Source organism: Nocardioides mangrovi, from assembly GCF_020073815.1.
Classification (GTDB): domain Bacteria; phylum Actinomycetota; class Actinomycetes; order Propionibacteriales; family Nocardioidaceae; genus Nocardioides; species Nocardioides mangrovi.
In genome coordinates this window covers 161,295-182,453 of sequence record NZ_JAIQZJ010000008.1, presented here as the reverse complement: position 1 = coordinate 182,453, position 21,159 = coordinate 161,295, and the positions used below count along the sequence as shown (strand labels likewise).

18 protein-coding genes are annotated in these 21,159 nt (G+C 74.1%); 4 read left to right on the top strand and 14 right to left on the bottom strand.

From position 1 onward, the window contains the following. Window positions 1-2: 2 nt before the first annotated feature. The 10 genes from K8U61_RS14985 to K8U61_RS14940 form a co-directional block, all read right to left on the bottom strand. Window positions 3-1,490, bottom strand: a complete 1,488-nt coding sequence (locus tag K8U61_RS14985) for an acyl-CoA synthetase (protein WP_224123843.1) — start codon at window positions 1,488-1,490, stop codon at window positions 3-5. Next, a complete protein-coding gene (locus K8U61_RS25515) occupies window positions 1,487-2,473 on the bottom strand; it encodes a 3-hydroxyacyl-CoA dehydrogenase NAD-binding domain-containing protein (protein ID WP_224123842.1) in 987 nt (328 codons plus the stop codon). The genes K8U61_RS14985 and K8U61_RS25515 overlap by 4 nt, the downstream gene beginning before the upstream one ends. Continuing rightward, window positions 2,470-4,440: an acetoacetate--CoA ligase gene (locus K8U61_RS14975; RefSeq protein ID WP_224123841.1), complete on the bottom strand. Its 1,971-nt coding sequence runs from the start codon at window positions 4,438-4,440 to the stop codon at window positions 2,470-2,472. The genes K8U61_RS25515 and K8U61_RS14975 overlap by 4 nt, the downstream gene beginning before the upstream one ends. Then, complete coding sequence (locus K8U61_RS14970) at window positions 4,437-5,237, bottom strand: crotonase/enoyl-CoA hydratase family protein (protein ID WP_224123840.1); 801 nt, start codon at window positions 5,235-5,237, stop codon at window positions 4,437-4,439. The genes K8U61_RS14975 and K8U61_RS14970 overlap by 4 nt, the downstream gene beginning before the upstream one ends. Before the next feature lie 76 nt (window positions 5,238-5,313). Beyond that, window positions 5,314-6,456, bottom strand: coding sequence for a VPS10 domain-containing protein (locus K8U61_RS14965; RefSeq protein ID WP_224123839.1), 1,143 nt, complete (start codon window positions 6,454-6,456; stop codon window positions 5,314-5,316). Between the two features lie 725 nt (window positions 6,457-7,181). Then, window positions 7,182-9,890 carry a LuxR C-terminal-related transcriptional regulator gene (locus tag K8U61_RS14960; protein ID WP_224123838.1) on the bottom strand — a complete coding sequence of 903 codons (2,709 nt, stop codon included), beginning with the start codon at window positions 9,888-9,890 and terminating at the stop codon, window positions 7,182-7,184. 17 nt (window positions 9,891-9,907) lie between these two features. Continuing rightward, window positions 9,908-10,192, bottom strand: a complete 285-nt coding sequence (locus K8U61_RS14955; protein WP_224123837.1) for a DUF4242 domain-containing protein — start codon at window positions 10,190-10,192, stop codon at window positions 9,908-9,910. A gap of 318 nt (window positions 10,193-10,510) precedes the next feature. Then, on the bottom strand, window positions 10,511-11,152 hold the full coding sequence (locus tag K8U61_RS14950) for a 3-oxoacid CoA-transferase subunit B (protein WP_224123836.1): 642 nt from the start codon (window positions 11,150-11,152) through the stop codon (window positions 10,511-10,513). Next, window positions 11,149-11,802, bottom strand: a complete 654-nt coding sequence (locus K8U61_RS14945; protein WP_224123835.1) for a 3-oxoacid CoA-transferase subunit A — start codon at window positions 11,800-11,802, stop codon at window positions 11,149-11,151. The genes K8U61_RS14950 and K8U61_RS14945 overlap by 4 nt, the downstream gene beginning before the upstream one ends. Beyond that, window positions 11,799-12,974 carry a thiolase family protein gene (locus tag K8U61_RS14940; RefSeq protein WP_224123834.1) on the bottom strand — a complete coding sequence of 392 codons (1,176 nt, stop codon included), beginning with the start codon at window positions 12,972-12,974 and terminating at the stop codon, window positions 11,799-11,801. The genes K8U61_RS14945 and K8U61_RS14940 overlap by 4 nt, the downstream gene beginning before the upstream one ends. Window positions 12,975-13,045: 71 nt before the next feature. On the opposite strand from K8U61_RS14940, the gene K8U61_RS14935 reads away from it, so the two are divergent. Beyond that, window positions 13,046-13,927 carry a LysR family transcriptional regulator gene (locus K8U61_RS14935; protein ID WP_224123833.1) on the top strand — a complete coding sequence of 294 codons (882 nt, stop codon included), beginning with the start codon at window positions 13,046-13,048 and terminating at the stop codon, window positions 13,925-13,927. A 93-nt stretch (window positions 13,928-14,020) separates the two neighbouring features. Here K8U61_RS14935 and pcaDC read toward each other — a convergent pair whose 3' ends face one another. Genes pcaDC through pcaH form a run of 4 tightly spaced genes read right to left on the bottom strand, consistent with a single transcriptional unit; the run spans window position 14,021 to window position 17,613 of the window. Then, window positions 14,021-15,208 carry a bifunctional 3-oxoadipate enol-lactonase/4-carboxymuconolactone decarboxylase PcaDC gene (gene pcaDC / locus K8U61_RS25655; RefSeq protein ID WP_224123832.1) on the bottom strand — a complete coding sequence of 396 codons (1,188 nt, stop codon included), beginning with the start codon at window positions 15,206-15,208 and terminating at the stop codon, window positions 14,021-14,023. After that, on the bottom strand, window positions 15,205-16,299 hold the full coding sequence (locus tag K8U61_RS14925; protein ID WP_224123831.1) for a lyase family protein: 1,095 nt from the start codon (window positions 16,297-16,299) through the stop codon (window positions 15,205-15,207). The genes pcaDC and K8U61_RS14925 overlap by 4 nt, the downstream gene beginning before the upstream one ends. Before the next feature lie 10 nt (window positions 16,300-16,309). Then, a complete protein-coding gene (locus tag K8U61_RS14920) occupies window positions 16,310-16,822 on the bottom strand; it encodes a dioxygenase family protein (protein WP_224123830.1) in 513 nt (170 codons plus the stop codon). Then, entirely contained in the window at window positions 16,819-17,613 is a 795-nt protein-coding gene (gene pcaH, locus K8U61_RS14915) for a protocatechuate 3,4-dioxygenase subunit beta (RefSeq protein ID WP_224123829.1), read from the bottom strand. Before pcaH ends, K8U61_RS14920 begins: the two co-directional genes overlap by 4 nt. 69 nt (window positions 17,614-17,682) lie before the next feature. Between pcaH and K8U61_RS14910 the strand changes: the two genes are divergently transcribed. From K8U61_RS14910 to K8U61_RS14900, 3 genes are all read left to right on the top strand, one after another. Then, complete coding sequence (locus K8U61_RS14910) at window positions 17,683-18,426, top strand: IclR family transcriptional regulator (protein WP_224123828.1); 744 nt, start codon at window positions 17,683-17,685, stop codon at window positions 18,424-18,426. 59 nt (window positions 18,427-18,485) lie between these two features. After that, window positions 18,486-19,658 (top strand): 4-hydroxybenzoate 3-monooxygenase, encoded by a 1,173-nt coding sequence (locus K8U61_RS14905; protein ID WP_224123827.1) that lies wholly within the window; start codon window positions 18,486-18,488, stop codon window positions 19,656-19,658. Window positions 19,659-19,733: 75 nt separating this feature from the next. Continuing rightward, complete coding sequence (locus tag K8U61_RS14900) at window positions 19,734-21,080, top strand: S1C family serine protease (RefSeq protein WP_224123826.1); 1,347 nt, start codon at window positions 19,734-19,736, stop codon at window positions 21,078-21,080. Window positions 21,081-21,159: the final 79 nt, after the last annotated feature.

The window sequence follows — 21,159 nt, the reverse complement described above, 5'->3', positions numbered from 1 at the left end:
GGTCACGAGGGGTCCTCCTTGAGGCGGGACTTGAGCAGCTTGCCGGACGCGTTGTGCGGGAGCCCGGGGAGGAAGACCACCGAGCGCGGAAGCTTGTAGCGGGCCAGCCGGCCGTCGAGGTGCGCGAGGACCGCGTCGGCGTCGAGGACCGCACCCTCGCGGACGACGACGAAGGCGCGCCCGACCTCGCCCCACGTCGGGTCGGGCACGCCGACCACGGCGCACTCCGCGACCTCCGGGAGCGCGTAGATCGCGCGCTCCACCTCGGCGGGATAGACGTTCTCGCCGCCCGAGATGTACATGTCCTTGACCCGGTCGACGATCCGGACGTAGCCCTCGTCGTCGAGGGTGGCGACGTCGCCGGTGCGCAGCCACTCGCCGCTGAAGGCGCGCTCCGTCGCCGTCTCGTCGCGCCAGTAGCCAGGGCTGACGTTCGGCCCGGACACGAGCACCTCGCCCGGCACCCCGGGTGGGACGGGGTCGTCGCCCTGGACCACCCGGACGTCGGTGAAGAAGCAGGCGGTGCCGGCCGTCCCGAGCTTGCGGACGCCGTCCTCCGCGCGCAGCATCGTGGTTCCGGGCGAGGCCTCGGTGAGGCCGTAGCCCTGGATGATCATCAGGCCGCGGTCCAGCCACGTCTGCAGCAGCGACTCCGGGATCGGGGCCCCGCCGCTAAGCGCCAGCCGCAGGCTGGACAGGTCGGCCTGGCCGAAGCGCGGGGCGGCCGCGAGCGCGAGGTACATCGAGGTGACGCCGAAGAGCAGCGTGACCCGCTCGGACTCGATCAGGTCGACGGCGCGCACCGGGTCGAAGCGCGCCTCGAGCAGCGCGGTCCCGCCCTTGAGCACGGTCGGGAAGAGCACCTGGTTGAGCGCGGCGGTGTGGAAGAGCGGCGCGGTGACGAGCGCGACCTCGGCGCTGGCGAGGTCGATGTCGACCAGGAGGTTGTAGACGTTCCAGACGACGTTGGCATGGGTGAGCATGACGCCCTTGGGCCGACCGCTCGTGCCGGAGGTGTACTGGATCATGAAGAGGTCGTCGAGCGCGATCGGCTCGTCGACCTCCGCGCCCACGTCGGCCAGGAGCGCGTCCAGGCCGTGGCCGGCGTCCCGGTCGAAGACGACCAGCTCCGGCGCCGACCCCCTCACCGCGTCGGCGAGCGCGTCCTCGGCGAGCAGCAGGCGGCTGCCGCTGTGCTCGAGCACGTAGGCCAGCTCGGGCGGCGCCAGTCGGGTGTTGACCGGCACGAAGACCGCGCCGAGCTTGGCGGCCGCGAACATCGCGAGCACCATCTCCACGGAGTTGAGGCCGAGGAAGGCGACCCGGTCGCCGCGCCCGAGACCCCGGTCCCGGAGGCCGAGGGCCAGCCGCGAGCTGGCGTCGTGCAGCTCGGCGTACGTCGTCGCCCGGCCGTCCTGCACCAGCGCGGCCCGGTCGGGCGTCATCCGGGCCCGGCGCCGCGTCCACGACCCGAGGCCCTGGTCCCTCACCGCTCACCTCCCGCATCCGGCCGGGCCGTCGCGTCGAGGCCCCACCGCTCCTTGGTGGCGAGGAGCTCGACCAGCGCGGCGTCCCGTGCCGCCCGGACCGCAGCCTCGCGTCCGCCGAGCTCCTCACGCACGCCCCCGACCAGGGCAGCGACCAGGTCGGCGTCCAGCTCGGGGTCACCGAGGTCGGCCCACCAGTCGACCATCGGCGGGCCCAGGTGCTCGAGCACGTGGTCGAGCCCGCCCGGGCCGCCCGAGAGGTGCTGGGTGGCGATCGGCCCGAGCAGCGCCCAGCGCAGCCCGGGGCCGGAGGCGACGGCCGCGTCGAGGTCGGCGACCGAGATCGCGCCGCGGCGGACCAGGTCGTAGGCCTCTCGCCACAGGGCCGCCTGGAGCCGGTTGACGACGTGGCCGGGCAGCTCGGCACGCACCCGCACGGGCCGGCGACCGAGCCGACGCATGGCCGCCATCGCGGCCTGGACCGCCTGCTCCGAGGTGGCCCGACCGCCGACGACCTCGACCAGCGGGACCAGGTGCGGAGGGTTGAACGGGTGGGTGACCACGACCCGCTCGGGATGACGGCACCCGTCCTGGAAGGCGCTCGGCCCGAAGCCGGACGAGCTGCTCGCCAGCAGCACGTCGGCGGGGGCGGCGGCGTCCAGCACGGCGAAGAGCTCGCGCTTGGCATCGATCCGCTCCGGCCCGGCCTCCAGCACGAGGTCGACGTCGCCGGCCGCGTCGGTCGGGTCGGCCTCGAAGTCGAGACGGGTCAGCGCGGCGTCGGGGTCGTCGGCGATCGCGGCGAGGTGGGCCCGGACCGCCTCGCGCAGGCGCTCCTCCGCACCGGGGGCGGGGTCGGACGCGGTCACCCGCAGCCCGTGCGCGAGCGCGAGGGCCACCCAGCTGCCACCGATCGCGCCCGCGCCCACGACGGCCACGGAGGCGGGCGCGCTCCGCACCGCCGTCACCGCCGTCACCGCCGTCACCGCCGCGCCTCCGCGAGCGCGACGAACGGATCGAGCGCCGCGGGGTCGGCCAGGGCGTCGCGGCTGACGACGTCCCCCGGCGGGACACCCTGCAGGATCCTCTTCACCGGGAGCTCGAGCTTCTTGCCGGTGAGGTTGCGCGGCACCGCGGGGACCGCGACGACGCGGTCCGGGACGTGCCGGGGCGACAGGGCGGTGCGCAGCGCGGTCCGGATGGTGCGGTCCGTCTCCTCGTCGAGCTCCACGCCCGGGCGGGTGACCACGAAGAGCAGGAGCTCGCCGTTGCCTCCGGACGGATCCTCGAGGTGGACCACCAGGCTGTCGGCGACCTCCGGCAGCTCCTCGACGACCCGGTAGAACTCGGCGGTGCCGAGCCGGACGCCGCCCCGGTTGAGGGTGGCGTCGCTCCGCCCGGTCACCACGCAGCTGCCGTCGGGCTCGAAGACGATCCAGTCGCCGTGTCGCCAGATGCCGGGGTAGGGCTCGAAGTAGGTCTCCCGGAGCCGTGACCCGTCGGTGTCCCCCCACAGCGCGACCGGCATCGACGGCATGGGTGCGGTGATCACCAGCTCGCCGGGGACGCCGATCACCTCGTGGCCGTCCTCGTCGAAGGCGTGCGCGTCGACGGCCAGCGCGCGGCCCGAGATCATGCCGGCGCGGACCGGAAGGAGCGGGTTGTTCTGCACGATGCCGCTGCAGACGTCGGTGCCGCCGCTGCCGACGTTGAGCTGGACGCGCGAGCCGAGCTGGTCGCCGATCCAGGCATAGCCCTCCGGCGGCAGCGGGGCGCCGGCCGACCCGACCGTGCGCAGCCGGAGGTCGAGGCCCTGCAGGTCGACGCCGGCCGCGCGGCAGGCCATCACGAAGCCGGGACTGGCGCCCATCAGGGTGGCCCCGGTCTGCTCGGCCAACCGCCACTGCCAGTCGAGGCCCGGGAAGGCCGGGTCGCCGTCGATGGTGACGACCGAGCTCCCGACGAGCAGGCCCGAGACCAGGGCGTTCCACATCATCCACGCGGTCGTCGTGTACCAGAGGAGCACGTCGCCGGGGCCGAGGTCCCAGGAGAGCGCGTGGTTCTTCAGGTGCTCCAGGACGATCCCGCCGTGGCCGTGCACGATCGCCTTCGGCCGTCCGGTGGTACCCGAGGAGAACACCACGAAGAGCGGGTGGTCGAAGGGCACCGGGACGGTCGCGGGCAGCGGCTCGCTCACCGCGTCGAGCAGCGCCGGCCAGGACGCGGCATCCGGCACCCGCCACTCGCCGTACGCGATGTCGACGACGTGGCGGACCGAGGGGAGCCCGGCGCGCACCGCCGCCACCTCGGGGCCGCGGTCGACGTCCTTGGTGCCGTAGCGGTAGCCGCCGGCGACCAGGAGCACGACGGGCTCGACCTGCTCGAAGCGGTCGACGACGGATCGGGCGCCGAACTCGATCGCACAGCTCGTCCAGACCGCGCCGAGCCCGGCGGCGGCGAGGAACGCGACGAGTGCCTCGGGGGTGTTGGGGAGGTAGCCAGCGACCCGGTCACCGGCCCGGACGCCGAGGTCCACCAGGACCCGGCGGGCGCGGGCGACCTCGGCCCGCAGCTCGGCCCAGGTCAGGTCGCGGTCGGGCCGCGCCTGGGACCGCCCGTGCACGGCGACGGTCCCCGCGTCGACACCGGCCCCGCGCAGCGCCTGCTCGGCGTAGTTGAGGCGGGACCCGGGGAACCAGGAGGTGCCGGGCATCGACCGATCGGCCAGGACCGCCCGACGCTCTCCGTGGTCGGTGACCTCGAAGAAGTCCCAGACCGCCGACCAGAAGCCGTCCAGGTCCGCGACGGACCAGCGCCAGAGCGCCTCGTGGTCGGTCGCACTGACCCCGCGGTGCGCCGCGAGCCACCGGACGAACTCGCCGACGCGGGTCGTCTCCAGGACGTCGGCCGGGGGCGTCCAGACGACCTCGCCGGCCGCAGTCGCCGCGGTCACCGGTCGGTCACCTTGCCCGCGCGGCCGTCGAGGAAGGCCTGCATCCGCCCCTTGGCGTCGTCGGTGCCCTGCGCGATGGCGGCCATCATCGCCTCCATGAAGTAGCCCTCCCGCGGCCCGGCCTCGGCGATCCGGGGCAGCGCCTGGAGGACGGCGAAGTTGGTCTGGCTCGCGTTGTCGGCGATCCGCGCGGCCAGCTCGAGGGCGGCCTCGAGGCCGCTGCCGTCGTCGACGACGTACTGCGTCAGCCCGGCCGCGGCGCCCTCGTCCGCGTCGTACCGCCGCCCGGTCAGCATCAGGTCGGTCATCCGGGCCACGCCGATCAGGCGGGGCAGCCGGACCGACCCGCCGCCGCCGACGAAGATGCCGCGCTGGCCCTCGGGCAGGGCGTAGAACGACGATCGCTCGGCCACGCGGATGTGCGCCGCCGCGGCGAGCTCGAGGCCCCCGCCGACCACGGCGCCCTTGAGCGCCGCGACGACCGGGACGGGGCCGAACTCGATCGCCTCGAAGACCCGGTGCCACATCCGGGAGTGCTCGATGCCGGCGATGGTGTCGCGCTCGGCCATCTCACTCAGGTCGAGGCCCGCGCAGAAGTGGTCGCCCGAGGCGGTCAGGACCACGGCCCGCACGTCCCTGGGCAGGGTGGCGAAGAAGCGCTCGATGCCGAGGATCATGGCGTCGCCGAGCGCGTTGCGCTTCTCGGGTCGGTTCAGCGTGAGCACCGCGACCGGGCCGCGGCGAGAGGCGTCGAGGGTCGGCGGCAGACCGTCGGACAGGGCAGGGACTTCGCGCACCGCGACCTCCATCTAATAATCAGGAATCCTGAATATAGGCAGAGAGGTCGCGCCGGGCAAGCCCGCGCGTCGCGGCTCAGCGCGTGACGACCGCCACCCGCCCGTCGCCGCCGGCGCCCCAGCAGGAGCCGTCGCGGGTGCAGTCGAGGGCGTGGTAGCCCTCGTCGCTGACCTGCTTCCAGGTCGCGCCGCCGTCGAGGCTGATGCTCGTGCCCATCACGTCGCCGGACTCACCGGTCAGCACCAGCGCGTGGCGGGTGCCGGGCAGGAAGGAGACGTCCTCGCCGAGGTGCGCCGGGTCGCCCGCGCTCGTCCAGGTGCTGCCGTCGCGGCTCGTCGAGACCGCGTCGACGCCGTCGGCCGGGTCCTCGAAGTCGCCGCCGACGGCGACTCCCTGCCGCGGCGTACGGAAGGTGAGCGCGAAGACCCCCGCCGCGTCGCCGGCCGGGATCGCCGAGTCGATCGCGGTCCAGGTCAGGCCCCTGTCGTCGGAGCGGAAGACGCGGGAGGCGCCGCCGCCCGAGCCGAAGTAGGCCGAGTGCCCCGCCGTCACGAGGCAGTCACCGCTGGCGGCGAAGCCGAACTCGGTCGGCGCCTCGGGCATGCCGTCGGTCGGCAGCACGGTCCAGGTCCGACCGGAGTCGCTGGTGGAGAGGATCCGGAACTTGCCGTCGACCGGGTCGCTCATCGCCAGGCCGTCGCGGCCACCGGGGTAGAAGGCGAGGCAGTCGTAGAAGGCGGCCGGGTCGTCGTTGACGAAGGTCTCCTCCCAGGTCGCGCCGCCGTCGGTGGTGCGGTAGATCCGCGACGCGTCGCCGTTGCCGATGGTGAGGGCGACGGCCTCGCGGGCGCTGCGCGCCTCGATGTCGCGGAACTGCAGCCCCTCGGTGCCCGGCGGGGTCACGTCCGCCCAGGTCCGCCCACCGTCGGTGGTGCGGAAGACCTTGCCGGCGCCGCCGTCGGTGAGGCTGCCGCCGCCGACCCACGCCGTTCGCCTGCTGACCGCGTCGAGGCCGCGGAAGCTCTGGTCGGCGTCGACGACCGTCTGCTGCCAGGAGAGGCCGTGCCCGTGGCCGCGACCATGGCCGTGACCGTGACCGTGGCCGGGGTGGCCGGGGTGGCCGGGGTGGCCGGGGCTGTGACCGTGGCCGGCGTACGCCGCGCCGGCGGGGCTGCCGATGAGCAGGATGGACAGGACCAGGGCTCCGAGTCGCCTCATGGCAGCACCCTTCCCCGCGGGCGCCGGATCTGTCCATGCCCACTTGTGCGTACTCGTGCGCGAACACGCTTGCGGCCGGGCGAGGATCGGCGGATCGTGGAGTGATGGCGACGACGTACGACGTCCCGGACGCCCTGCCGGTGCTCTCCCGGGGCAAGCACCGCAATCCGCGCAAGGGCGCATGCTTCATGGAGACCGCATCGGTCCTGGCGAACGAGAAGTGGAGCGACCGACCGCTCTGCACCGATCCCCTGCTCGCCCACCTCGCCCGCATGGTCAACGACCTCAGCAGCGACGCCCGCCGCAGCGAGCTCGCGGTGATGGTCCCCGACGTGATCGGCGTCCACGGCGACGGGCTCGACTGGGAGGTCGCCGTCGCCGGTGCGGTCGCCGCGCACGCGATCTACGCCGCGCCGGAGCCGATCCAGCGGGCGCTCGCGGTGGGACTGGTCCGCTGCCTCGAGCTGACGGCCGACCCGACCCGCGCCGACCGCGACGCGATGCTCACGGCGCTCGCGCGGGTGCCGATGGCCGAGAGCTGGGCGCGGGCCTTCACCGACCCGGCCGGGCCGATCCGGCCGCGCGACTTCCACCGCCATGCGGCGCCGGCGATCGTGCGGTCCGCCGTCCGCGGCACCGCCCAGGCCGCCACCGCGGACACCGACGACGCGCTCCGCGAGCTGCTCCGGGTCGGCATCGAGGCGGCCCGGCGGCCGGCCCCGGGCTCAGTCCGCGCCGAGCCCCAGCCGGCCCGCGAGTGCGGCGGCCTCGGCCCGGTTGGCGACGCCCAGCTTGGTCAGGATGTGCGAGACGTGGTGCTCGGCGGTCTTGCGGCTGATGAAGAGCGCCGCGGCGATCTGCGGATTGCTGGCGCCGGTCGCGACTAGCCCGAGCACCTCCCGCTCGCGCTCGCTCAGCGTGGCGAGCAGCTCCGGGACGTCGAGCCCGGCGCGGCCGGCGAGGACGCGGCTGCGGCGGGCCTGGTAGGCGCAGCCCGCGAGCTCGAGCCGGTCGGCCAGGCCGGCGACGCCGTCCGAGTCCTCGGCTGCCAGCAGCCGAGCCCGCTCGACGAGCAGGGCGGTGACCGGGTTGTCGCGCGCCGCCCTCTCCGCCAGGTCCAGTCGGTCCTCGAGGTCGGGGAGCCCGGCGAGCACGCCGACCTCGGCCCAGGCCGCGGCGTACCAGGACAGCCACAGGCGCTGGTGCCAGCGGCACCCGCCCGGGACGTCGTCCGGCGCGAAGGGCAGCGCCGCGAGCGCGGCCTCGACCTCGCCGCGGTGCAGGTGGTGGAGCCCGTCCAGAGCGGCCGGCCACACCAGTCGCAGGTCCTCGCACACGCCGGGGTCACGGGCGATGGCGCGCGTGACCGCGGTCCACTCGGCGCGACCGTCGTCGTCGCCGAGGAGGCCGAGCACCATCGCGACGGCGTACGTCGCGGGCGCGAAGTTGTTGACGACCGGCCGGCCGGCGCGCTCCCACGAGGCGCGGAACGCGGCCGCGTCGTCGAGCACGCCGTCGAACGACCCGGCGAGCGCCTCCAGCTCCAGCTGCCGGGCCAGGCCGATCTGCGGCTCCTCGCGCAGGAACGGCAGCGCGGCCAGGGCGTCGGCGTGCTCGCGCCCCTCCTCGAGGAACCCCGAGGCGAGGCAGAGGTGGGCACCCATCAGGTGGGCGTCGGCGTGGTCCATGCCGCTCAGCGCGTCGACCGGCACCGTCGCCATCGCGGCGAGCCGGGTCCGCACCGTGGCCAGCGCGCCGACGAGATCGCCGGCCTCGAGCTGGGCGGCGCAGACCTCGTCCCGCGCGGTGTCGACGAGCAGCGCGTCGCCGGACGCCTCGGCCCGGGCGACCGCGTCGATCGACTCGGCGACCACGCGGGGGCGGTCGCCGCGCGAGACCTGCGCGACCGCGATCGCCGTCATGACCCGCTCGTCCCCCGCACCGAGGTCGCGAGCCCGGGCGAGGGTGGCGTCGGTGACGGCGGTGGAGGTCGGCTGGGCCATCGTGCCCTCGTGGCGGTGCCACCAGGTCGCGATGTGGCAGAGGTAGATCGCAGCGGTCGACGGGTCACCCGCGTCGACCGCGGCGTCGACCGCACGCTGGCAGAGGGCGACCGCGTCGTCGCCGGCGTAGCGCGCGAGCGCGGCGCGGGAGGCGAGGAAGAGCGACCGGTGCCGACGCACGGGATCGTCGGTGAGCTCGGCCACCTGGACCAGCCGGCGCTCGGCCTCGCCCGGCCGGCCGCGCTCGAAGACCGCGGTGGCCAGCAGCTCCGCGAGGTCGGGCGCCGAGCCCCACCCGAGGGCGGCGCGGGCGTCGTCGACGACGCGGTCGAGGTCGGCGCACCACGCGGCGTCCCCGGGCATCCGGGCGACCAGGTCGCGCAGGGTGACCTCGCACCAGTCACGGTGCCGCGACCGGATCGCGGCCAGCTCGGCGAGCTCCGCGGACCGCTCGGCGGCGTACTGCCGGATCGTCTCGAGCAGCCGGTAGCGCGTGGGGTGGCCCGGGCGGAGGGCGACGAGGTTCCAGTCGACGAGGCGGCCGAGGACGTCAAGCAGGAGGGGCGCCGGGCGGTCGACGACGTACGCCGCGGCGTCGAGGTCGAAGGGGGAGGCGAAGACGGCCACGGTGCGGAGCACGGCCTGCTCGTCCTCGTCGAGCAGGTGGTAGCTCCAGTCGACGGCCGCGCGCAGCGAGCCGTGCCGGTCGTCGCCGGGGTGGCCGTAGCGCAGCACGTCGTGGCCGTGCCCGAGCGCGAGCCAGAGGCCGTCGATGCCGAGGCTGGGAGCGCGGGCGGCGGCGAGCTCGATGGCCAGCGCCATGCCGTCGAGCAGCAGGCAGATCTCGCGGACGGTCACCAGGTCCTCGCCGGTGAGGGGTGCGCCGCCGCTGGCCGCCGTACGCGCCTCGAAGAGCGCGACCGCGTCGCCCTCCTCGACGGAGAGGCCGGGGACGGCGAAGACCCGCTCGCCGGCGAGGTGCAGCCGGATCCGGCTGGTCGCCAGCACCCGCACCGAGGGGCACGCCGCGAGCAGGTCGGTGACGACCTGACGGGCGCCGCCGAGCAGGTGCTCGCAGTTGTCGAGGACCACCAGGAGCCGGCGCTCGCGCAGGGTGGCGGCGAGCGCCTCGAGCCGCGTCGCGCCGGCACGCTCCGGTACGCCGGCGGCGTCCGCGACCGCCGCGACCACCATCGCGTCGTCGGTGACGCCGACCAGGTCGACGAAGGCGACGCCGTCGGCGAACTCTCCGGCCAGGTCCTCCGCCACGGCCAGGCAGAGCCGGGTCTTGCCGACTCCGCCCGGACCGGTGGCGGTGACCAGTCGCTGCGCCCGGAGCACCTCGGCCAGGTCGGCGCGCTCCGCAGACCGCCCGATGAAGGGGGTCAGCGCGGTCGGCAGTGCCGCGAGCGCGAGCCGGTCGGCGCCCATGGCGCCGATTCTGGCACTCAGGAGCCGGCGAGCGCTGCGGTCTGCGGGCCGAACTCGTTGGCGACGACCGACACGGTGTTGGCCGGGAAGCCGCCCCGCCGCGCGTGCTCGAGGATCGTCTCGACGTCGTCGGTCTCGTGGACGCAGTAGATCTTGTCGCCCGCGACGTAGCTGTTGACCCACGTGTAGGGCACGCCGAGACCGTCGACGACGTCGCACGACGCCTTCGCGATGTCGGCCAGCTCGGCCTCCGACAGGTTGCTCGCGCCCGGGATCTCCCGCTCGATCATGAACCGCTTCATGGCATTCCTCCTGGAATCCTTCAGGTGTGCTCGTCGCCGGCCCGGTGCCGGCGACGTGCTCACCCTCGGCCCCGAGGGCGGTCCCCCACAGCGGGGAGATCACCCATTCGCCTCCCCTATTCGCGCGCGGCAGCGGCGGGGCCGCGTGCAGGGATACCCGGTCGACCGGGTATCCCTATTCGCGCGCGGCAGCGGCGGGGCCGCGTGCAGGGATACCCGGTCGACCGGGTATCCCCTCGCTTGTCGGGGGTTGCAACGGCCGACAAGCGACAGGACTGCCAGTCCAGTCGCGCCGCAGCGGCAACGGTCGCTGCCCGGTCAGCCCTGGGTCAGCGGGACGTCGAGGCGCTCGGCCAGCTCGTCGTACGTCGTGCCGAAGGTGTCGAGCACGACGACGCCGTCGGGGGTGAGGTCGAAGACCGCGACCTCGGTGTAGACGCGGGCGACGCAGCCGACGCCGGTGAGCGGGTAGGTGCAGGAGGGCACCAGCTTGGGCGAGCCGTCCTTGGCGAAGAGCGTCATCATCACGAAGACCTGCTTGGCGCCGATCGCGAGATCCATCGCACCGCCGACCGCCGGGATCGCGTCCGGGGCGCCCGTGTGCCAGTTGGCGATGTCGCCGCCGGCGCTGACCTGGAAGGCGCCGAGCACGCAGACGTCGAGGTGGCCGCCGCGCATCATCGCGAAGGACTCGGCGGAGTCGAAGTACGACGACCCGGGCAGCTCGGTCACCGGCTGCTTGCCGGCGTTCGTGAGATCGGGGTCGACCTCGTCGCCGACGGCGGCGCGGCCCATGTTGAGCATGCCGTTCTCGGTGTGCAGCACGACGCCGGCGTCGGCGTCGAGGTGGTCGGCAACCAGCGTGGGCTGGCCGATGCCGAGGTTGACGTAGGCGCCGTACGGGATGTCCCGCGCGACGCGGGCGGCCATCTCGTCCTTGGTCAGTGCTGCGGAGCTCATACCGCCACCACCCTGTCCACGTAGATGCTCGGGGTGACGACCTGCTCCGGGTCGAGGTCGCCGATCTCGACGACCTCGCGCACCTGGACGATCGTCGTGGTCGCGGCCGTGGCCATCACCGGGCCGAAGTTGCGGGCCGTCTTGCGGTAGACGACGTTGCCCATCCGGTCGGCGCGGTGGGCGCCGACGAGGGCGACGTCGCCCTTGATGGGGAGCTCGAGGACGTAGGTGCGGCCGTCGATCTCGCGGGTCTCCTTGCCCTCGGCCAGCGGGGTGCCGACGCCCGTCGGGGAGAAGAAGGCGCCGATGCCGGCGCCGGCGGCGCGCATCCGCTCGCCCAGGTTGCCCTGCGGGACCAGCTCGAGCTCGATCCGGCCCTCGCGGTAGAGGCCGTCGAAGACCCACGAGTCGTGCTGGCGCGGGAAGGAGCAGACCATCTTGCGGACCCGGCCCTTCGCGAGCAGCGCGGCCAGGCCGGTGTCGCCGTTGCCGGCGTTGTTGGACACGACGGTGAGGTCGGTGGCGCCCTGCTCGATGAGCGCGTCGATCAGCTCGACCGGCATGCCGGCCATGCCGAAACCCCCGATGAGGACGGTCGAGCCGTCCTCGATCCCCTCGACCGCCTCGGCGGCCGACTCACAGATCCTCACGAGACGTTCTCCAGCACCACGGCGAGCGCCTGGCCGACGCCGATGCAGATCGCGGCGACGCCGTACCGCCCGCCGGACTCCTGCAGCCGGGCCGCGAGGGTGCCGAGGATCCGGCCACCGGAGGCGCCGAGCGGGTGACCGATCGCGATCGCGCCGCCCTTGGCGTTGACGATCTCGGGGTCGACCTTCCAGGCGTCGACGCAGGCGAGGGACTGGACGGCGAAGGCCTCGTTGAGCTCGATCGCGCTGACGTCGTCCCAGCCGATGCCGGCCCGGGCGAGCGCGCGCTCGGCGGCCTCGACGGGGGCGAAGCCGAACAGCTGCGGCTCCAGCGCGGACACGCCTCGCCCGGCGATCCGCGCGATCGGGTCGATCCCGATCCCGGCGTTCTCCGAGCCGAGGAGGACGGCGGAAGCCCCGTCGTTGAGCGGGGATGCGTTGCCGGGGGTGATCGTGCCGTCCTTGCGGAAGGACGGCTTGAGGCCGGCCAGCTTCTCCGCGGTCGAGCCGGGCCGGATGCCCTCGTCGCGGGTCAGGTCGACGCCCTCGACCGGCACCACGAGGTCGTCGTAGAAGCCGGCCTCCCAGGCCGCGTCGGCGAGGTTGTGCGAGCGCGCGGCGAACTCGTCCTGCCGCTCGCGCGAGATGCCGAACTTCTCCTGCAGCAGCTCGTTGGCCTCGCCCAGCGAGACCGTCCACTCGGCCGGCATCCGCTCGTTGACGAGCCGCCAGCCCAGCGTCGTGGAGACCGCGGTGACGTTGCCGGCCGGGAACGCGCGCGACGGCTTCGGCAGCACCCACGGCGCCCGGGTCATCGACTCGACGCCGCCGGTCAGCACGACGTCCGCGTCCCCGGACTCGATGGTGCGCGAGCCGATGATGGCCGCGTCGAGCGAGGAGCCGCACAGGCGGTTGACGGTGGTGGCAGGGACGCCGACCGGGAGGCCCGCGAGCAGCACGCCCATCCGGCCGACGTTGCGGTTGTCCTCGCCGGCCTGGTTGGCGCAGCCCCAGACGACGTCGCCGATCCGGTCGGCGTCGAGGCCGGGCGCCTTGGCCAGGACACCGGAGATCGCGGTGGCGGCGAGGTCGTCGGGCCGGACCTCGGCCAGCGCACCGCCGAAGCGGCCGAACGGCGTACGGGCCGCGGCGTACAGGAAGGCAGAGCTCATGCCGTCCACGGTAGGCCGCGACCTGTGATCATCTCCAATACTGAATCTGTCTTGATTGATAAGTTGGACCAATGGAACTGCGACACCTGCGGTCGTTCGTCGTCCTCGCCGAGGAGCGGCACTTCGGCCGTGCCGCCGGGCGGCTGCACATCGCCCAGCCGGCGCTCTCCCAGCAGGTCAAGCAGCTCGAGCGCGAGCTCGGCGTCCCGCTCTTCACGCGCACCACCCGCCGGGTCGAGCTGACCGAGGCCGGCGCGCGCTTCGCCGAGCACGCCCGCACCGTGCTCGGCGACGTGGCCCGCGCCGAGGACGACATGGCACTGCTCGCGTCGGGAGCGGTCGGGCGCGTGTCGATCGGCTTCATCGGCACCGCGACGTACGACGTGCTGCCCCGCGTCGCGCGCGAGGTGCGTGCCTCGGTGCCGGGCCTCGACCTCGAGCTGCGCGGCGAGCTGCTGTCCCCGCGACTCGTCGACGGCCTGCGCGACCGGACGTTCGATGTCGCACTGCTGCGGCCAGACCCTCTCAACAGTGGGGATCTGGCGATCCGCACGCTCCGGTCGGAGCGACTGGTCGCAGTGCTGCCGTCATCGCATCCCCTGGCCGGCCGCCGCCGGATCTCGCTGTCGGCGCTGGCCGGCGAGGCCTTCGTGATGCACCCGTCGGGGCACCGGTCCTCGATGCACGAGCGGGTGCGTGCGGCCTGCGAGGCCGCGGGCTTCTCACCCGACCCGGTCGTCGAGGTCAGCGAGACCGCGACCCTCGTCGTCTTCGTCGCGGCCGGCCTCGGCGTCGCGCTGGTGCCGGAGCCCGTGCGCTCGCTCGGCCTCGCCGGCGTCTCCTACGTCGCGCTCACCGACCCGCCCACGATCGACCTGGCGCTCGCGACCCGCGCGGCCGACGACGCCCCGGCCGTACGTCGCGTCGCGGAGCTGGTCGCGGCCTGCCTGTGACGCGCCGCGATATGTAACGCGGAGTTATGGGGTCTCCCGACCTGTTAGAACGGCTCGGAAGACTCCGTAACTCCGCTTTACATGCGGCGCCGCCTACAGCAGGCCCTCCTCCGCCAGCACCCCGGAGGCGATCCGGAAGGCCGTGTTGGCGTCGGGGACGCCGCAGTAGATGGCGGACTGGAGGATGACCTCCTTGATCTCGTCCACGGTCAGGCCGTTGCGCAGCGCGGCGCGCACGTGCATCGCGAGCTCCTCGTGGTGGCCGCGGGCGATCAGTGCGGTCAGCGTGATCATCGAGCGCGAGCGGCGGTCGAGGCCGGGGCGGGTCCAGATCTCGCCCCAGGCGTACGCCGTGATCAGCTCCTGGAAGTCCCGTGTGAACCCGGTGGTCGCCGCCGCGGCGCGGTCGACATGGGCGTCGCCGAGCACCTCGCGACGCACCCGCATCCCGTCCGACACCGGCTCGTCCACCCGCGGCGTCTCCCCCAGGAAGTGCTCGCGCAGCAGCGCGGCCACCTCGCCCGGCGCCTCGGCCGGGGCCAGGTGGGCGACGCCCTCGAGCTCGACGTACCGCCCGTCGGCCACTCCGTCGGCGATCTCCTGCAGCGAGGCGGGCGGCGTGGCCACGTCGTGCGACCCGCCGACGGCCAGCACCGGCGCCTTGACCTGGCCGAGCATCGCGCGGACGTCGTACGCCGCCAACGCCCCGCAGACCTGGACGTAGCCCTCGTCGACGGCGTCGGAGAGCGCCCGCAGCAGCGCGCCGCCGCGCTCGGGCTCGCGCTCGAGGAAGCCGGGGCCGAACCACCGCTCGGCCGACCCGGCCACCATGACAGGCGTCCCGGACGCGCGCACCGACCCGATCCGCTCGGTCCACGACTCCTCGGTGCCGATCTTCGCGCCGGTGCACAGCAGCGCCGCGGCGACGACGCGGTCGGGGGCGTCGAGCAGCAGCTGGAGGCCGACCGCGCCGCCGACCGAGTCGCCGGCGTAGAAGAAGGGTCCCCGCGGCTGGCCGCGCTGGGTGAGCACGTCGTCGACGACGGCCAGCACCCCGGCGGCCAGCTCGGCCATCGCGAAGGGCTCCTCGGGCACCGACCTGTTGTGGCCATGGCCGGGCAGGTCCCACGCGACGACATCGAAGGCGTCGGTCAGCCCGGCCGCGCAGTCGGTCCAGAGCGTCGCGGCCGAGGTGCCGAGCGACGGCCCGACCACCAGCAGCGGCAGCTCCGCGCGGTCGCGGCTGCCGGTCATCCGGACGACGGTGATGGCGGGGGTCACGGCTTCTCCTCCAGGTGACGGTGGGCGCGGGCGACGACCTGGTCGACGTACGCCGCCGCGTCGCCGAGGTACGACGGCGCGGGGGCGTGCCCGGCGGCTGCGGCCATGCTCCGCTGCTCGGCGAGCACGTCGTCGCCGGCGGCCGCGAGGGTGGCGGCCATCCGCTCGGCGTGCACGACGAGCCCGGCGACGAGGTCGGCGGTCTGGGAGGCGGCGACCAGGGTGCGGCGGACGAGGTCGCGCAGGGTGGCCCACTCCGCGTGCCAGCCGCCGTCGGCGCGGTCGTCGACCTGCTGGACCGCGGCGAGGTGCAGGGTCGCGGCGAGCTGGGGGCTGGTGAGCGCGGCCCGGCGGACGAGCACGGACAGCGTCGGGTTGGCCTTGTTCGGCATCGTCGACGAGCCGCCGCCGGAGCCCTCGGCGAGCTCGCCGATCTCGGGCCGCGACATGACCAGCACGTCGTTGGCGATCCGGGCGCACGCGTCGGTCGTGCCGGCGAGCGCGTCGCCGACCCGGGTGACCGCGGACCGCGTCGTGTGCCAGCGCGGCACGTCGTCAGGCACCGCGCGGCCGAGCTCGACCATCGCCGCGCGAGTGCCGGCCGCGCCGCCGAGCTGCGCCGGGAAGGCGAGCCGGGCCAGGTCCTCGTCGGCATCGAGGACCGCGGTCAGCCACGCCGCGACGCGGAAGCCGAAGGTCGTGGGCACGGCGTGCTGGGTCAGGGTGCGCGCGACCATCGGCGTCTCGCGGTGGGCGGACGCGAGGTCGGCGAGGCCGCCGACGACGCGAGCCAGGTCGCGCCGCAGGTCGGCGACCGCCGCGCCAGCCATCCGCATCAGCGCCGAGTCGACGACGTCCTGACTGGTGAGTCCGCGGTGCACGTCGGTGCCCTGCTCGCGCAGGTGGCGCACCAGCGGGATGACCGGGTTGCCGCCGGACTCCGCCTCCGCGGAGATCTCGTCCAGGGCGTCGGGCACCTCGAGCTCGCGCCCGACCCAGTCGGACTCGACCGCGACCATCGCGCGCAGGAACGCGGCCGAGGTGAAGTGCAGCCCGGCGCGCTCGTCGCCGGGCCAGAAGAGGTCCGCCATGGGCCCAGTTCTACCGGTAGGACAGGAAGACCGTCTCGGCCTCACCCTGGAGCCGGATGTCGAAGACGAAGCCGCGGTCGTCGGCCGCCGCCTCGAGCGACGGCCACTGCGCGGGCGCGGCGCCCGGCAGGTAGGCGCGGGTGAAGAGCCGGTCGGTCAGGCCGCGGGCGAAGACGGCGAGCGCGAAGAAGGGCGAGCCGCCACCCGGGCGGAGCGTCGAGAACTGGAAGTGCCCGGTCCGGTCGGTCGCCGCGCGGCCCCACCCGGTGAAGGTGTAGCCGTCGCGCTGCAGCGACCCCGCCGCTCGCGGCACACTGCCGTCCGGTGCGGTCTGCCGGAGCTCGACGAGCGCGTCGGGAACCGGTACGCCGGCGCCGTCGAGCACCCGGCCGTGGAAGCGGATCGCGTCCGGCCGGGTCGGCGGCACGAGCTCGCCGCCCCCGTCGTACGGCAGGGCGAAGCCGAAGAACGGCCCGATCGTCTGGCCGGGGGTGGGGGTCTGCTCGATCCCGGGGGCGGTCACTGCTCGTCCTCCTCGAACACGGTGCGGTGGCTGCCGGTGAGGACGATGTCCCAGCGGTAGCCGGTGCTCCACTCGTGCGTGGTCACGTCGTGGTCGTACGTCGCGACCAGCCGGTCACGCGCGTCCTGGTCGACGATCGACTGGTAGATCGGGTCGAGCGCGAAGAGCGGGTCGCCCGGGAAGTACATCTGGGTGATCAGCCGCTGGGTGAACTCCGTGCCGAACAGCGAGAAGTGGATGTGCGCCGGCCGCCAGGCGTTGTGGTGGTTCTTCCACGGGTAGGGCCCGGGCTTGATCGTGGTGAAGCGGTAGTGGCCGTCGTCGTCGGTGAGGCAGCGGCCCATGCCGGTGAAGTTCGGGTCCAGCGCGGCCGGGTGCTGGTCGCGCTGGTGGATGTAGCGGCCGCCCGCGTTGGCCTGCCAGATCTCGACGAGCTGGCGGCGCACCGGTCGGCCCTCGCCGTCGGTGACCCGGCCCGTCACGATCATCCGCTCTCCGACGGGCTCCCCGCGGTGCTGGATGGTGAGGTCGGACTCGAGCGGGTCGACGTCGAGCTGGCCGAAGACCGGCGCCCACAGCTCGATGCCCTCCGGGTCGACCTGCTGCGGCGCCTTGGTCGGGTGCCGCAGGATGCTGGAGCGGTACGGCGGGTAGTCGTGCCGCGGGGAGATCTCCACGACGCCGGCGGCGACGTACTCCTTGGCGATGCTCGCGATCTCGTCGCTGATCTCGGCCTGGCTGGCGGCGGCCGAGTCGGGGTCCGTGGCGGGACCGGGAACGGGGGTGGTCACGGGAGGAAGGTAGGGAGGGGACGGCGTCGCTGACGACGATCCGTTTCCGGTGAGTGGAAGACTGCCCCCATGGCCGGCAACAGCTCCGCCCCCGGCGCCACCGTCACCTCACGGGCTCTCGCGCTGCTCGGCGCCTTCGACGAGCGGCACCGGCGGCTCACCCTCACCGAGCTCGCCGAGCGAGCGGAGCTGCCGGTCCCGACCGCGCACCGGCTGGTCGGCGAGCTGGTCGCGTGGGGCGCCCTGGCCCGCGCCCAGGACGGCGCGTACGTCGTCGGCCGGCGCCTCTGGGACATCGGCCTGCTCGCCCCCGTGCAGACCGGGCTGCGCGAGCTGGCCTCGCCGTACCTCCACGACCTCTACGGCGCGACGCTCGCCACCGTGCACCTCGCGGTGCGCGACGGCGCCGAGGTCCTCTACGTCGACCGCCTCGCCGGCCACGCGTCCGTGCCGGTCGTCAGCAGCGTGGGCTCGCGGCTGCCGATGCACGCGACCGGCGTCGGCAAGGTGCTGCTGGCGCACGCGCCGGCGGAGGTGCAGCACGCGGTGCTCTCCGACCTGGCCCGGGTCACGCCGTACACCGTCACCCAGCCGGGCACCCTGCGCCGCCAGCTCGCGCGAGTCCAGCGCGACGGCTACGCGACGACGACCGAGGAGATGAGCCTCGGCGCCTGCTCGCTCGCCGTCCCGATCCGCCGCGGGCCTGACGTGGTCGCCAGCCTGGGCCTGGTGCTGCCCTCGCTCAAGGACCGCGCCAAGCTGGTCGGCGCCCTCCAGGTCGCGGCCCGCGGCATCGGCCGCGCCCTCGGCTGATTCCGCCCAGCGGAAGGAGCGCCTCCGCGACTGGGGCTGCCGCCGACGACACTGCGGCCATGCGTACCCAGGTCGCCATCATCGGCGCCGGCCCGGCGGGCCTGCTGCTCTCCCACCTCCTCGCCGCGGACGGCGTCGAGTCCGTCGTCCTCGAGACCCGCTCCGAGGAGTACGTCGCGAGCCGGATCCGGGCCGGGATCCTCGAGCAGTCCTCGGTCGACCTGCTGCGCGAGGTCGGGCTGGGCGAGCGGCTCGACCGGGAGGCCGACCCGCACCGCGGCATCTACCTCCAGTGGCCGCACGAGCGGCACCACCTCGACTTCGTCGACCTGGTCGGCCGGCAGGTCTTCGTCTACGGCCAGACCGAGGTGCAGAAGGACCTCGTGACCGCGGCCCACGCCCGTGGCCAGCAGGTCGTCTACGAGGTGAGCGACACCGCGCTCCACGACCTCGAGACCGACCGACCGTCGGTCACCTTCACCGACCAGGACGGGCAGGAGCACCGGCTCGAGGCCGACGTCGTGGTCGGCTGCGACGGCTCGTTCGGCCCGTCGCGCAGCGCGATCCCCGACGGCGTACGACAGTCCTGGGAGCGCACCTACGACTACTCCTGGTTCGGCATCCTCGCCGACGTCCCGCCGTCGACCGACGAGCTCATCTACGCCTGGCACGACGACGGCTTCGCGCTCCACTCGATGCGCTCCTCGACCGTCTCCCGCTTCTACCTCCAGGTGCCGAACGGCACCGACGTCGCCGACTGGTCCGACGACCGGATCTGGGACGCGCTCGCGGTCCGGCTCGGCCACGGGCTGGACGGCTGGTCGCTCGCGACCGGCCCGATCACCGACAGGAGCGTGCTGCCGATGCGCTCGTTCGTTCAGCAGCCGATGCGCCACGGCCGGCTCTTCCTCGCCGGCGACGCGGCCCACATCGTCCCGCCCACCGGCGCCAAGGGGCTCAACCTCGCGGTCGCCGACGTCGCCCTGCTCGCTCCGGCCCTGACCGCGCTGCTCAAGGGCGACCACGCGCCGGCCGACGCCTACTCCGACACCGCCCTGCGCCGGGTCTGGCGCTGCACCCACTTCTCCTGGTGGATGACCACGATGCTGCACACGGGCACTGACCCGTTCGACCGCCAGCTCCAGCTCTCGCAGCTGCGCTGGGTGGCGACCAGCGAGGCCGGCGCGGCCGGCCTGGCCGAGAACTACGCGGGTCTGCGGATCGGGTTCTGACCGGAGCCTCGAGCTCACAGCCAGCACTCAGGCACCCCATGGGGGTATGTCAGATCCGTGCCGTCCACTAGGAGCATGGACCAGACGCCCCGCTCACCGCAGCCGCCCTCGCACGACCCGTACGGCAACCCGTACACCGCTCCGACCTACGGCCCGGCCGAGCAGGCCAACCCGTACGCCGCGGCGTTCCAGCACCCCCCGGCAGCCCAGCCGGCGGCGCGGCACGGCTGGGCCTGGAAGGCGACGATCGCCGGTGCGGTGGCGGGCGGCGTGCTGGCGGCCTCGGTCGCGGTCCCGGTCACCTGGGCGCTGAACCGCAGTGACTCCACCGCGACCGCGAGCGCCCCGTCGCAGAGCGCGCCGCAGGTCCCGGGCCAGACCTCGCCGGACACCGGGTCCGAGGGCTCCGAGGGCTCGGACGGCACCGGCCAGGTGCCCGACTTCGGCGGCCAGGCCCCGGGTTACGGCCAGACCGACCCCTACGGCCAGGGCACCAGCACCCAGGAGGGCACGCAGACCGACGCGACCGCCGAGGAGTCCAAGGGCGTCGTCCTCATCGACACGGTGACCACCGAGGGCGAGGGCGCCGGCACCGGACTTGTCATCGACTCCTCCGGCCTCGTGCTGACCAACTACCACGTGGTCGAGGGCTCGACTCAGGTCAAGGTCACGGTCGCCACCACCGGCGAGACGTACGACGCCACCGTCGTGGGTCACGACCAGACGAGCGACATCGCGCTGCTCCAGCTCGACGGCGCGTCCGGCCTGGACACGGTCACCCTCGACGACGACGGCGACCCGGCCGTCTCCGACGCGGTCACCGCGATCGGCAACGCCCAGGGCCAGGGCTACCTCTCGGCCTCGAGCGGCTCGGTCGTCGCGCTCGACCAGTCCATCGACACCGCGGCCGAGGGCACCGTCGAGGGCGAGCACCTCACCGGCCTCATCCAGATGGACGCCTACGTCGTCGGCGGCTACTCCGGCGGCGCGCTCCTCGACGACGAGGGCGAGGTCGTCGGCATCACGACCGCCGCCAGCAGCGGCGGCGAGACCGAGAGCTTCGCGATCCCGATCGACACCGCCGAGCAGATCGTCGAGCAGATCGAGTCCGGCGACGAGTCCGGCGACGTCCAGGTCGGCCCCTCGGCCTACCTCGGCATCGCGATCGCCCAGACCGCCGACGACACCAGCGGCAGCGTCCAGGTCAGCCAGGTCCAGAGCGGCGGCGCCGCCGCCGACGCCGGCGTCACGGCCGGGTCGACGATCACCGCCATCGGCTCGACCTCCATCACGTCGTACGACGTCCTCAAGAGCACGCTCGCGACCTACGAGCCCGGCGACTCCGCGCTGCTGAAGTGGACCGACAGCAGCGGGAAGACCCACTCGGCGACCGTCACCCTCGGGGAGTCGCCGGTCAACTGACCCGGCTCGCTCGCAGGGAACGGCTGCTGGCAGCCCTTGCCCGCACGACACGCCGACCGTCCACGGCGTGTCGTGCGGG